This is a genomic window from Hymenobacter arcticus (assembly GCF_054779975.1).
This window is the reverse complement of the sequence record NZ_BAAGXF010000003.1, coordinates 14,735-26,931: the sequence shown is the minus strand read 5'-3', so window position 1 is coordinate 26,931 and position 12,197 is coordinate 14,735. Positions and strand designations below refer to the sequence as shown.

General features: G+C 62.4%; 9 protein-coding genes. All 9 read right to left on the bottom strand.

From position 1 onward, the window contains the following. Positions 1-153 precede the first annotated feature (153 nt). The 9 genes from ACYVGC_RS06590 to ACYVGC_RS06550 all read right to left on the bottom strand — a co-directional run bounded on the left by ACYVGC_RS06590 (position 154) and on the right by ACYVGC_RS06550 (position 11,973). Complete coding sequence (locus ACYVGC_RS06590) at positions 154-1,920, bottom strand: HAMP domain-containing sensor histidine kinase (protein ID WP_460583016.1); 1,767 nt, start codon at positions 1,918-1,920, stop codon at positions 154-156. 173 nt (positions 1,921-2,093) lie between these two features. Then, positions 2,094-3,263: a sensor protein KdpD gene (locus ACYVGC_RS06585; protein ID WP_460583015.1), complete on the bottom strand. Its 1,170-nt coding sequence runs from the start codon at positions 3,261-3,263 to the stop codon at positions 2,094-2,096. A gap of 142 nt (positions 3,264-3,405) precedes the next feature. Further along, positions 3,406-5,382, bottom strand: a complete 1,977-nt coding sequence (locus ACYVGC_RS06580) for a KUP/HAK/KT family potassium transporter (RefSeq protein ID WP_460583014.1) — start codon at positions 5,380-5,382, stop codon at positions 3,406-3,408. Between the two features lie 15 nt (positions 5,383-5,397). Next, positions 5,398-6,537: a porin gene (locus ACYVGC_RS06575; RefSeq protein WP_460583013.1), complete on the bottom strand. Its 1,140-nt coding sequence runs from the start codon at positions 6,535-6,537 to the stop codon at positions 5,398-5,400. 52 nt (positions 6,538-6,589) lie between these two features. Then, the gene (gene kdpC / locus ACYVGC_RS06570) at positions 6,590-7,153 is read right to left on the bottom strand and encodes a potassium-transporting ATPase subunit C (protein ID WP_460583012.1); all 564 of its coding nucleotides are present in this window, start codon (positions 7,151-7,153) and stop codon (positions 6,590-6,592) included. A gap of 90 nt (positions 7,154-7,243) precedes the next feature. Beyond that, positions 7,244-9,292, bottom strand: a complete 2,049-nt coding sequence (kdpB, locus tag ACYVGC_RS06565; protein WP_460583011.1) for a potassium-transporting ATPase subunit KdpB — start codon at positions 9,290-9,292, stop codon at positions 7,244-7,246. 104 nt (positions 9,293-9,396) lie between these two features. Beyond that, a complete protein-coding gene (gene kdpA / locus ACYVGC_RS06560) occupies positions 9,397-11,103 on the bottom strand; it encodes a potassium-transporting ATPase subunit KdpA (RefSeq protein WP_460583010.1) in 1,707 nt (568 codons plus the stop codon). 109 nt (positions 11,104-11,212) lie between these two features. After that, positions 11,213-11,290 carry a K(+)-transporting ATPase subunit F gene (gene kdpF, locus ACYVGC_RS06555; protein WP_460583411.1) on the bottom strand — a complete coding sequence of 26 codons (78 nt, stop codon included), beginning with the start codon at positions 11,288-11,290 and terminating at the stop codon, positions 11,213-11,215. A 332-nt stretch (positions 11,291-11,622) separates the two neighbouring features. After that, a complete protein-coding gene (locus ACYVGC_RS06550) occupies positions 11,623-11,973 on the bottom strand; it encodes a DUF7674 family protein (protein WP_460583009.1) in 351 nt (116 codons plus the stop codon). Positions 11,974-12,197 lie beyond the last annotated feature (224 nt).

Genomic DNA, 12,197 nt, shown 5'->3' with positions numbered 1-12,197 from the left:
GGCGGAGCTGGCCGACCGGTTGTCGCGGGAACGATGGGTGAACGACTGGCCAAGCGGCGCGCCCGTCAACCGGTCGGCCGGCTTCGCCGGCGGACCGGTGCCCGTACCCTGACACAAGCTAATGTTCCCACGCGCGGACTCACAGAGTCCACGCTACACCCCGGCCACCGGCAGCGTGAAGTGAAACGCGCTGCCGCTGCCCAGCTCGCTTTCGACCCACAGCCGGCCGCCCTGGGTGGTGATGAACTCGCGGGCGATGCTCAGGCCCAGGCCCGAGCCGCCGGTATAGCCCGCTTTATCAGGCAGTTGGGCAAAACGCTGGAATATTTTGTCATGGTGCTCGGCCGCGATGCCGGGGCCGGCATCCTGAACGGTTACCTGCACAAACTTACCGGCCCGCACGGCCCGCACGGCAATGCTTTCGCCGGCCGGCGAGTAGCGGATAGCGTTGGCCAGCAGGTTGATAAGCACCCAGGTGGTTTTCTCCACATCGGCGCGGGCGGGCGGCAGGTCGGCGGGCAGGTCGAGGCGCAGGGTGAGCTGCTTGTTGGCCAGCTGGGCCTGCACGGTGGCCTCGGCAAAGCGCACTACGTCAGCTAGTTGCGTGGGGACGAAATTGAGCTGGATGCCCTCGCCTGAGTCGAGGCGCGACACGTCGAGCAGCTCGCTTACCAGGCGCTGGAGGCGCTGAGTTTCGTGCCGAATGCCGTCGGTGATGTGCTGGCGCTCTTCTTCGGGCAGGTTGTCTTTTTGCAACACCTTCAGGCTGAGGTTAATGCTGGAAAGCGGCGTTTTGAACTCGTGTGACACGGTGGCCAGGAAATTTGACTTCACCTGGTCGAGCTTCTTGAAATCCGACACGTTGCGCAGGGTTAGCAGTTGGCCCACAAACTCGGTTTTGTCGCTGGCCTCGTTGAAGGAAACCAAATCCTGCACGGCCAGCCGGTAAAAGGCCTCCTCGCCGCGCTGCGTAATGGTGAGCACCGGCGCTTCGGCCACGGCCTGCTCGCGGTTGGGCGAGTCGAGCGGCTTGAGAAGGGTTTGAAACAGGTCGTTTTCGAGGCGTACGATGCTGGCCGGGCGGCCCACCAGCTTGTCGGCGGGCAAACCCAGCAGCTCGCACATTACGGGGTTGGCCAGCAAAATGCGGCGGCTTTCGTCGAGTACCAGCAGGCCCTCGTCCAGGGTGTTGATGATGCTGGAGGCGCGGTTGCGGGCCGTGAGCAGCTCGGCGGCGGTGGAGCTACGAAACTCGCGCAACTCGCTCAGCATCTTGTTAAAAGCCCCGGCTACCTGCCCAAACTCGTCGTTACTTTCCTGCGGAATGGTGGCCGCAAAGTCGCGGGCCGTGGCGTGGGCCAGGGCCGCACTCAGCTTGCGCAAGGGCTGCACCGCCGCCTCGGGCACGCTGGCCACGAAGCCCAAGCCCAGCAGCGCTGCCAGCGTGATGAAGAGGATGAGGTTGCGGTTGGCCTGCTCGGCGTAGCGGTTGGCCAGCGTGTTTTTGCGGGTGAGGGCGGCCGTGTTCATATCCATCATGCGCAGGGTTTGGGCGCGCAGGGGCTGCCACGCAGCGGGTAAGGTGCGGGCATCACGGTTCATTGCCTGCTCATACACAGCTAGTTGCTGGGTTAGCGAATCTACCAGCTCGCGCTCCCCAGTCTCGGTGATGTTACCGGCCTCGCTGGTCAGGTTCTCCCGAAATCGGCGCAGCCCGGCGGCATTGCCTGGCTCCTGGCTCAGGGCATCGAGGCCGCGCAGCATCTGCTGCCCCAGCGATACCGAGTAGAGGTTGGCCTTCAGGATATCGCGCGATTTCAAATCGAGCTGCCGCACCGTGTAAAAGGCGTAGCCGCCGATGCTGAGCAGCAGCGCCAGCATGGCCAGGAAGCCGAGCGTTACTTTGGTCTTGAGGGTCATGGGGAGGGGGAGAAAGCTCTTGCAAACCGCCTGTCATTGCGAGCGCAACGCAGTGGAGCGCAGCAATCGCACCAGAACGATTAGTAGAACGGCCGGCGTGGGTATAGTTCTGGGGCGATTGCCGCGCTCCACTGCGTTGCGCTCGCAATGACAGGCGGCTTATATTCTATTAATCAATACGTTACTAAATACACATCCAAGTCGCTGCCGTCGCCGGCCACGGCCGTAAGCAGGTCGTGCGTGACGCCGCTGCGGCTGAGCTGCTGCCACAGGCCCTTTTCGCGGGTGATGCCGCAGACGAGCAGCGTAGCGCTTTTTTCCTGCGCCACCCGCCGGATGGCGGCCACCACGTCGTCGTCCTTCACACGCAGAATCTGCGCGCCCAGCTCGGTAGCAAGTTGCAGGTTATTAAGCAGATGCCGCTGCGTGGCCAGCCCAATGCGGTCGGCGCTTTCGCGACCGGTCTGCACGTAGAGTACGTACCAGGCGGCGGCCCCAAAGCGGTCGGCCAGGCGCGAGGTTTTGCGGATAATCTCCTTGGCGGCCTCGGCGTTGGAGTTGATGCAGGCCAGCAGGCGGTCGTCGTTGCGGCGTTGCGCGGGCACGGCCGATGCGCCGCCGCTTTCGTTCTCTACCTGGCGGCCCAGCAGCTGGGCCACCTCGCGCACAGCCAGCCGGCGCAGCTGCAGCAGGTTTTCGGGCTGAAAAAAGTTGGCCAGCGCGGTGGGCACCTTAGCTACATCGTAGATTTTACCTTGCTCCAGGCGGCCGCGCAGCTCGCCCACGGTCAGGTCCACGTTCACCACTTCGTCGGCCTCGCGCAGCAGCTGGTCCGGAATGCGCTCGGTCACGTCGGTGCCCGTTATTTTGAGTACCTGGTCGTGCAGGCTTTCCAGGTGCTGCACGTTCACGGCGGTTATCACCGAGATGCCGCTTTTCACCAGCTCCTCCACGTCCTGCCAGCGCTTTTGGTGGCGCGAGCCCGGCACGTTGGAGTGGGCCAGCTCGTCGACAATCACCACCTGGGGGCGGCGCTTTTCAATGGCGTCGAGGTCCATTTCTTCCACCGCGTGGCCTTTGTAAAACACCTGCTTGCGGGCCAGCAGCGGCACGTTGCTGAGCTGGGCCACGGTGCCGGCGCGGCCGTGGGTTTCGATGTAGCCCACCAGCACATCCACGCCGTACGCGTGCAAGTCATTGGCTTCTTGCAACATGCGGTAGGTTTTGCCCACGCCGGCGGCCAGGCCCAGGTATATTTTGAGCGTGCCGCGCCGCTTCTCGCGCACCAGGCGCAGGAAGCGCTCGGCCGATTGGTCGCGCAGGTCGTTTTCGGCGGGAGGCATGGGGTAGGGAGGAATTTTAGGACGTTGGTCCGGTCCGCCGGCGCGAGCCGACCGACCGGTTATCGTTGCACACTAGCGGCGCGGATTTAACAGAGTCAACCGGTCGGCCGGCTTATGCCGGCGGACCGGGCTACGGCTCCGGCTAGTCGCGGGTGAGCAGCAGCTCGGGGCGCGGGGGCATTTGCAGGGGCACGTTTTCGACCACGTAGGTGCTGTTGTCGAGGCCGAAGCTCTCGGTTTCGGAAGAGCCCAGCCACTTCAGGCCGGCGTGCAGGCGCAGGGCCAGGCGCTGCCAGCCCCGTAGCAGGTACTGGTAGGGCAGCGTTTTATTGATGATAACAAACTGGAAATCACCCACTACCTCCTGCTCCCGCAGCGAGGCGTAGCGCGACGTGATGTCCACTTCGTGGTTCTTCACCAGGTCGGCCACCACCTGGCGGTACATGTAGTTGAGGGCGTGGTCGACGCGAAAGCCCAGGTAGAAGTCGATGCGCACCAGCTCGTTGGGGAGCACGTGCGTCACGTGGTAGCGCCGCGTGTAGGGCTCGTCGGTGGTTGTCACGTGCACCAGGTAGTACACGTCGGCCCGCTTGGGGCGTTTGCGGAAGATGCTGTGAATGATGGCGTTCTCGACCTCCTTGGCGTTTTCGGCCTTGGTGAGGTACACCAGATGGGTGGCGTATTTAGGCACCGACCCATCTTGGCTCAGCTGTTGCAGCAGCGGCAGCCACTCGGCCAGCGGCACAAACTCGGTGAGCTCGTTGCGGATGCGCTGGCCAGCCACCCAGCTCAGCATCACCAGCAGCAGCAGGCCCGCCAGCAGCACGCTCAGCCAGCCGCCGTGGGTGAATTTGGCCAGGTTGGCCACCAAAAACGAGCCCTCGATGAGCACGTAGGTGCCCACCAGCAGCGCAATCCAATAGCCCGCCACGCGGCGCATACGCAGGTAGTAGCCCAGCAGCAGCGTGGTCATGAGCATGGTTACGGTCACGGCCAGCCCAAAGGCCGCCTCCATGCGGCCCGACTCGCGGAAATACAGCACCACGCCCACGCAGCCCGCGCACAGCAGCCAATTGAGGCTGGGCACGTAGGCCTGCCCGCGCAATTCGGTGGGGTACTGCACTTTTACCTTAGGCCAGAAGCGCAGCCGCAACGCTTCAATAACGAGCGTAAATGAGCCCGAAATGAGCGCCTGCGAGGCAATAATGGTAGCCAGCGTGCTCAGCCCGATGGCCGGCAGCAGCGCCCACTTGGGCATCAGCAAAAAGAACAAATTTTGCTCGCCCAGCGGCGGCCCCAGGTGGCGCAACAGCCAAGCCCCCTGCCCCAGGTAGTTGAGGATGAGGCAGGTTTTCACAAAAGTCCACGAGCCGTAGATGTTCTGCCGGCCCACGTGGCCCATGTCGGCGTACAGGGCCTCGGCCCCGGTGCTGCACAAAAAAATGGAGCCCAGCAGCCAGAACGCGCCCGGCACCTGCGTCACCATCATGATGGCGTAGTGCGGGCTGAAGGCACGCAGAATGCTGGGCTCCTGCACCAGGTGCGTGATGCCGAGCACGGCCAGCATCGAAAAAAACAGCATCATCACCGGCCCAAATAGCTTGCCAATAACTTGAGTGCCAAACTGTTGAAACGCAAACAGCCCGACCAGAATCGTTACCACAATGGGCACCGTGTCGAGGTCGGGCTTGAGAATGCGCAGCCCCTCCACCGCCGAGGCCACCGAGATGGGCGGCGTAATGAGGCCATCGGCCAGCAGCGCCGCCGCCCCCACCAGGGCCGGCAGGTAGAGCCGGCGCAGTGGCAGCCGCCGCAGCCGGGCATACAGCGCCAGTATGCCGCCCTCGCCGTGGTTGTCGGCGCGCAGCGCGATGAGCACGTACTTCACGGTGGTGAGCAGCGTGAGCGTCCAGATGATGCACGAGATGGTACCCAGCACCACCGGCTCGGTCACGGGCTGCGTCACAAACACGCCGCGCACGGTGTAGAGCGGCGAGGTGCCAATATCGCCATACACAATGCCCAGCGCTACCAGTAGCCCCGCCGCCGTTATGCGGCTGTGGGCCGACGAAACGGGGGCGGCCAAAGCCAAATCGGGGGTAGCGCCGGGTACTGTCATGGCAAAAGCGAGGGCTTAAAACGACAGCGCGACGCTTGTGGTCAGGTTGCCGTAATTACGCGAGTTGCCGGTGTCGTGCTGAAAAATAGCGTCCTGGGCCCGCAGGTAACGCCCTTCTACGCGAAAGGCCACGTTGGGGGTGGGCAGGTAGTCGAGGTTGAGCGAGGTGCCGCCGGCCAAGAAGCGGGCATCGGTAGCCGCGGGCATAATGCTGCTGATAATCACGCCCCGGTCGGCATTGTAGTACTCGCCGCGCAGGGTGGTCGAAAACAGGTCGCTAAGCTTGTATTTTACGAAGGCTGAGCCCGTGTGCCAGGTGTCGTAGCCGCGGCGCTGGGCGCTCTGCTGCTTGCCCACGTCAAACACGGCGGCCAGACTCAGGCGCTCGGTGGCGGCGTAGGTGATATAAAAATCATGGAAGTAGCGGCGGCGAATGACCGAGTCGGTGGGCTGCTCGTTACCGTAGAACGTGCTGCTGTTAATCAGGAGCTTAGCCGAGGGCTTCCACTGAATCTGGGTGCCCAGGGACTTGGCCTGGTTGTTCTCCCGAATGTTCTGCCAGCCGTTGAGCACCAGCGCCATTAGCGTCAGCTTGGGGTCTACCTCGTAGGTGAAGCGTGCGCCCGACTCGTAGTAGGGCGAGTTTTCGGCCATCAGCGAGCGGGTCAGCGTCCAGTTGTCCTTCGAGATGGCCGACTCAAACCCGATGTGCGAGCCAAAAATACCGAGGTCGAGCCAGGCCTTTTTGAAGGGTCGGAAGCCCGCGTAGGCCTCGTAGATGTGCTTGAACACCTGGTCCTCGGCCGCGTAGTTGGCACTCACGTAGGAGCCGGCGTGCAGGCCCACGGCCCCGCGCACGCGGCCATCGTCGTAGCGCACACCCACCAGGCCCTGGTTCACGGTAAACTCGTTTTGGCGGTTGTGCGAGTACAGAAAGCCCGGCCGCACGTTGGTGCTGGCGTGGTTGAAATCAAACCCGTAGTAACCATCCACGAAGGCGTAGTAGGTGAGCGGACCGGGGGACGCCGGAGCGGGGGCTACTGGGGCCGCCGGGGCGGGCACGGCCAGCGCGGGGTCGGTGGTGGTAGGGGTAACCTGAGCCAGTACGGCCCCGGCGGGGAAAGCCAGCAAGCCGGCCAATAACAATTTTTGCATGACTAAAAACGCAGCTTAAACTAAGCTACCAACGAATAAAAACTAAAGAAACCTAGCGGGCACTGCCCAGCCCGTCGAGGGCCAGGTTGAGGGCCAGCACATTCACTTTGCTGGGCCCAAGCAGGCTGGGCACCACGTGCTGCTGCACCAGCGCCTGCACCTGGGCGGGGGCTAGGTTGCGGGCTTTGGCCACCCGCGCCACCTGCACCAGCGCGCCCTGGGGCGAGAGGTCGGGGTCGAGGCCCGAGCCGCTGGCCGTGAGCAGCTCGGCCGGCACGTTGGCGCGCGGCACGCCGGGGTTTTTCACCAAAAAAGTATCGAGGCGGGCCTGCACTTCCTTCAAATAATCGGGGTTAGACGGCCCCTTGTTGGAGCCGCTGGAGCCGTCGGCGTGGTAGCTGGCCGCCGAGGGCCGCGAGTTGAAATACTCGGGCTTATCAAAGCGCTGGCCCACGTTGGCGAAGCCCACGAGGCGGCCGTTTTGGGTGACTTGCACGCCTTCGCCATGGCCAGGAGCCAGCTGGGCGGCGGCCCACACAATGGCGGGGTAAATGCCGCAGCACAGCACCATCATGGTGAGCGTGAGGCGCAGGGCGGTTAAGAATTGGGATTTCATGGTTTCAAAAGGTGAAGCGGAGTGGTACTCCGTTTGTCGTTGTTTAACAAGGCGCTACCGGCGCGAACGGAAACGGAGTGCCACTCCGTTTTACATAAACACGCCCACTATCAGGTCAATGACTTTGATGCCGATAAATGGCACCACTACCCCACCGAGCCCGTAAATGAGCAGGTTGCGGCGCAGCAGCGCCGACGCACCCACCGGCGTGTAGGCCACGCCCTTGAGGGCCAGCGGCACCAGCGCCGGGATGATGAGGGCGTTGAAAATAACGGCCGAGAGAATGGCCGACTGCGGCGACTTCAGGCCCATGATGTTGAGCGCGCCCAGGGCCGGGATGGCCACCATGAACAAGGCGGGCACAATGGCGAAGTACTTGGCCACGTCGTTGGCGATGGAGAAGGTGGTGAGCGTGCCGCGCGTCATGAGCAACTGCTTGCCAATCTCCACTACCTCAATGAGTTTGGTGGGGTCGTTGTCGAGGTCTACCATGTTGCCGGCTTCCTTGGCGGCCTGGGTGCCCGAGTTCATGGCTACTCCCACGTCGGCCTGGGCCAGGGCGGGGGCGTCGTTGGTGCCGTCGCCCATCATGGCCACCAGCTTACCAGCCTGCTGCTCGGCCCGGATGTACTGCATCTTGTCCTCGGGCTTAGCCTCGGCGATGAAGTCGTCCACGCCGGCTTTTTCGGCGATAAACTTGGCGGTGAGGGGGTTATCGCCGGTCACCATCACGGTTTTGATGCCCATTTTGCGCAACCGCTCGAAGCGCTCCTGAATGCCGGGCTTGATGATGTCCTGGAGTTCTACCACGCCCAGGATGCGGTCGTTCTCGCTCACTACCAGCGGGGTACCGCCGTTGTTGGCCACGGCCGCCACCTGCTGGGTGGTTTCGTTGGGAAACTCCTGGCTGGCGGCGTTGGCCAGAATGCGGATGGCATCGGACGCCCCCTTGCGGATGCGTAGGCCGTTGGCCAGGGTCACGCCCGAACTGCGCGTTTCGGCCGTGAACTTAATGGCCTCGCTGCCTTCAGCGCGCAGCTTTAGGTCGGCGGCATCGGTGCGGCGTACTTGCTGGGCCAACTCCACAATGCTCTTGCCCTCGGGGGTTTCGTCGTGCAGGGAGCTGAGCGTGGCGGCTTCTACCAGCTCACGCTCGCTCACGCCGGGGGCGGGCCAGAAGTGCGTGGCCCGGCGGTTGCCGATGGTGATAGTGCCCGTTTTATCGAGCAGCAGCACGTCGATGTCGCCGGCCGTTTCCACGGCTTTGCCGCTCTTGGTGATAACGTTAGCCCGCAGGGCGCGGTCCATGCCCGCAATGCCGATGGCCGAGAGCAGCCCGCCAATGGTAGTCGGAATCAAACACACAAACAGGGCAATGAACGAGGCCACCGCAATGGGCGTGTTCGAGTAGGCCGCGAACGGCTGCAACGTTACGCACACAATAACAAACACCAGCGTAAACCCGGCCAGTAGAATCGTAAGGGCGATTTCGTTGGGCGTTTTCTGGCGCGACGCGCCTTCGACCAGCGCAATCATCTTATCGAGAAACGACTCGCCGGGCGCGGTGGTCACCAGCACCACGATGCGGTCGGAGAGCACCTTGGTACCGCCCGTGACCGACGACTTATCGCCGCCCGACTCGCGGATAACCGGGGCCGACTCGCCGGTGATGGCCGACTCGTCGATGGTGGCCAGGCCCTCGATAATCTCGCCATCGGTGGGGATGATTTCACCGGCTTCCACAATGAATACCTGACCTTTTTGCAGCTGCGCCGAGCTCACGCTCGTGATGCTGCCGTCGGGCTGGCGCACCTTGGCGGGCGTATCCTGGCGGGTTTTGCGCAGCGAATCGGCCTGGGCCTTGCCGCGCGCCTCGGCAATAGCCTCGGCAAAATTGGCAAATAAAAGGGTGAGAAACAGCACGATAAACACCGTGAAGTTGTAACCGAAGCTGCCCTGCGCCGCATCGGGCTTGAGCAGCAAGCCGACTGTGACCAGGAACATCACCACGGTGCCGATTTCCACGGTGAACATCACCGGGTTGCGGAACATGATGCGCGGGTCAAGCTTCACGAAGGCTTGCTTGGTGGCCTCGGCCACGAGCGCGGGTTGAAAGAGGGATTGGGATTGGGTTGCCATTTTCTTGAGCTGTTAGCTAGCAGCTATTAGCTGCCAGCTCTTAACAGAGAATAAATTGAAAGCCAGACGAGAGCGCTAACAGCTAACAGCTGCTAGCTAACAGCTTACCTGGCGTACAGCGTGAAGTGCTCGGCCAGCGGGCCCAGGGCCAGGGCCGGGAAAAAGGCGAGCGCGGCGATAATCCAAATCACGAAGAAGACCATCACGCCGAAGGTGCCGGTGTCGGTGCGCAGGGTGCCGGCGCTTTCGGGAATGAATTTTTTGCGGGCCAGCAGGCCGGCAATGGCCACCGGGCCGATGATAGGCAGGTAGCGCGAGAGCAGCAGCACCACGCCGGTACTGATGTTCCACCAGGGCGTGTTGTCGCCGAGGCCCTCAAAGCCCGAGCCGTTGTTGGCGGCCGAGGAGGTGTACTCGTAGAGCATTTCGGAGAAGCCGTGGTAGCCGGGGTTGGCCAGCCAGCCGGCGTACTCGGTGGGGTTGCCGGTGTAGAGGTGGGCCGCCAGGGCCGTGCCCGCCAGAATGAGCAGCGGGTGCAAGAGCGCAATGAGGATGGCAATTTTCATCTCGCGGGCCTCAATCTTCTTGCCCAAAAACTCGGGCGTGCGCCCCACCATCAGCCCCGAGATAAACACGGCGACAATGATGAAGATGAAGAAGTTGAGGAAGCCCACCCCTACCCCGCCGTAGAAGGCGTTGGTCATCATGCCGAGCAGCGCGTTCATGCCCGAAAGGGGCGTGAGCGAGTCGTGCATGGCGTTGACCGAGCCGTTGCTGGTGACGGTGGTAGTGATGGCCCAGAGCGCCGAGGCCGGCGCACCGAGGCGCATTTCCTTGCCTTCGAGCGAGCCCAGGCTTTGGTCGACGCCCATGTGGGTGATAGCCGGGTTGCCGTGCATTTCGAGGTACACAGTGGGCAATTGCAGCAGCAAGTAGCCGGCCGTCATCACCCCAAACACCATCCAGCCCAGCTTGGGCCGGCGCAGGTAGTAGCCGAAGGCCAGGGCCATCGCGATGGGAATGAGGATGATAGCAATGTTTTCAACGGCATTGGTGAGGTAAGTCGGGTTTTCGAGCGGGTGGGCCGAGTTCACGCCGAAGTAGCCGCCGCCGTTGGTGCCGATTTGCTTGATGCCAATCATGGCGGCGGCCGGGCCGCGGCTCACGAAGGTGCTGTCGCCCTGCATGGTAATTACCGGGGCCTTGGCCTGCCACGTCATGGGCGTGCCCTGAAAAGCTACCACTAGCGCTACAATGAGCGACAGCGGCAGCAACACGCGGGTGATGCTGCGCACAAAATACACATAGAAGTTGCCGAGCTTGTCGCCGGCGCCTTCGCGCAACGCATTGAATACCACCACGCAAGCAGCCATGCCGGTAGCGGCCGTCACGAATTGCAGGAACATCAGGCAGAATACCTGCGAGAAGTACGTGGCCCCCGACTCGCCCGAGTAGTGCTGCAAGTTGCAGTTCACCAGGAAGGAAATGGCCGTGTTAAACGCCTGGTCAGGCGTCATGCTGGGGTTGTGGTCGGGGTTGAGGGGCAGGCTGCCCTGGGTGCAGAGCACGAACATGGCCCAGCCAAACCACACCAGGTTGATGGCCAGCAGCGCCAGCAGGTGCTGCTGCCAATTCATTTCGCGCTCGGGGCGCACGCCGCCCAAGCGGTAGAGCAGGCGCTCGAAGGGCAGCAGGAAATCGGACCAGCTTTTATCGCCCCTATAAATGGTGGCCAGGTAGCGGCCCAGCGGCACGGCCAGCAGCACCGTAGTCAGAAAAATGACCAGGATGCCGAGTAGTTCTTTGTTCATGGTTGCTAGTTGTCAGGTGGTCGTTGGCAGGCAGGGGTTATTAATTGAATTTTCAGAGATAAAACCTTAAAAATCTGATAATTACCGACACACAACTACCAACTGTTTTTCAGAATTTTTCCGGCTTCAGCAGCACGTAGCACAAGTAGCCAAATGTGGCTATCGATAGCAGCAATAGGGCGAGCATCATGGCAGAAAATGGGGGTTAGATGTGGTCGAAAAAGTCAACCGAGCGGCGGAAGAGCCAGAAACCGGCCAGGCCGGCGGCCGTGAGCAGGGGAATCATCAGGAGCGGTGTCATTGGTTGGAAAGAGTGGCTAAGCCGCTAGCAGCAGCGGCGGTAACAGCGGTGGCAAGCCACGGCCCGAAGCGGGGGCAACCACCACGCAACTAACCTAACTAACTGCTTTACAAGTAAATAATTTTCAACAGCATCGTTTGCAAGGTGCCGCCGGGCGGGCCCGATGCTAGCGTTTTGCTAGGGTGCTTTGCAAAACGCTAGCCCGGCGTGAGGCGCAGTTAGGGCAGCATATTGGTGTGAGGGTGGCAGTAGGCCGCGTACAAGTGGGCGGGCATGAGCTGCCGGGCCAGGTGCGTATCGGCAGTGCTGCCGTCGAGGTGCAGGCCGTGCAGGTACACGTTGTGGAGGGCGTTGGTGAGGTAGCGGTCGGCGTGGCGCAGCAGGCTGTCGGCCACGGCAAAGCAGTGGCGCAGCACCTCCAGCCGCCCGGCGGCAAAAGCGCGGCGGGTGAAGGCGGCAAAGCAGTCGAGCTGGCGGTACACGCTGCCCAGCATGTGGGGCGCGTGCAAATCGGCGGAAAGCTCGGGGAATTCGGCCGTGAGCAAGTCGGCCGTTTCTAGGGAAGTCATTTGGGTAAGGGGTTAAGCAGTGGCCAGCAACTGGCCTGCCCTACCATTGCAAGGCCGGGGCCAGCGGGGCCGTGGGCCTACCCGGCCTTACACAACTATTTTTTAGCTAGCTACTTATGTAAAACGCTGGCTTTTCAGCAGCCACATAGCCTCCCCTGGCGGGCTATCATTTCGCTAGTGCATTGTGCAAAGTGCTAGGCCCCGCGCCCGCCGCCAACCGGCCT

Coding starts and splice junctions, on each gene's coding strand:
- ACYVGC_RS06590 (WP_460583016.1), bottom strand. CDS start 1,920: ATGACCCTCAAGACCAAAGTAACGCTCGGCTTCCTGGCCATGCTGGCG.
- ACYVGC_RS06585 (WP_460583015.1), bottom strand. CDS start 3,263: ATGCCTCCCGCCGAAAACGACCTGCGCGACCAATCGGCCGAGCGCTTC.
- ACYVGC_RS06580 (WP_460583014.1), bottom strand. CDS start 5,382: ATGACAGTACCCGGCGCTACCCCCGATTTGGCTTTGGCCGCCCCCGTT.
- ACYVGC_RS06575 (WP_460583013.1), bottom strand. CDS start 6,537: ATGCAAAAATTGTTATTGGCCGGCTTGCTGGCTTTCCCCGCCGGGGCC.
- kdpC (WP_460583012.1), bottom strand. CDS start 7,153: ATGAAATCCCAATTCTTAACCGCCCTGCGCCTCACGCTCACCATGATG.
- kdpB (WP_460583011.1), bottom strand. CDS start 9,292: ATGGCAACCCAATCCCAATCCCTCTTTCAACCCGCGCTCGTGGCCGAG.
- kdpA (WP_460583010.1), bottom strand. CDS start 11,103: ATGAACAAAGAACTACTCGGCATCCTGGTCATTTTTCTGACTACGGTG.
- kdpF (WP_460583411.1), bottom strand. CDS start 11,290: ATGCTCGCCCTATTGCTGCTATCGATAGCCACATTTGGCTACTTGTGC.
- ACYVGC_RS06550 (WP_460583009.1), bottom strand. CDS start 11,973: ATGACTTCCCTAGAAACGGCCGACTTGCTCACGGCCGAATTCCCCGAG.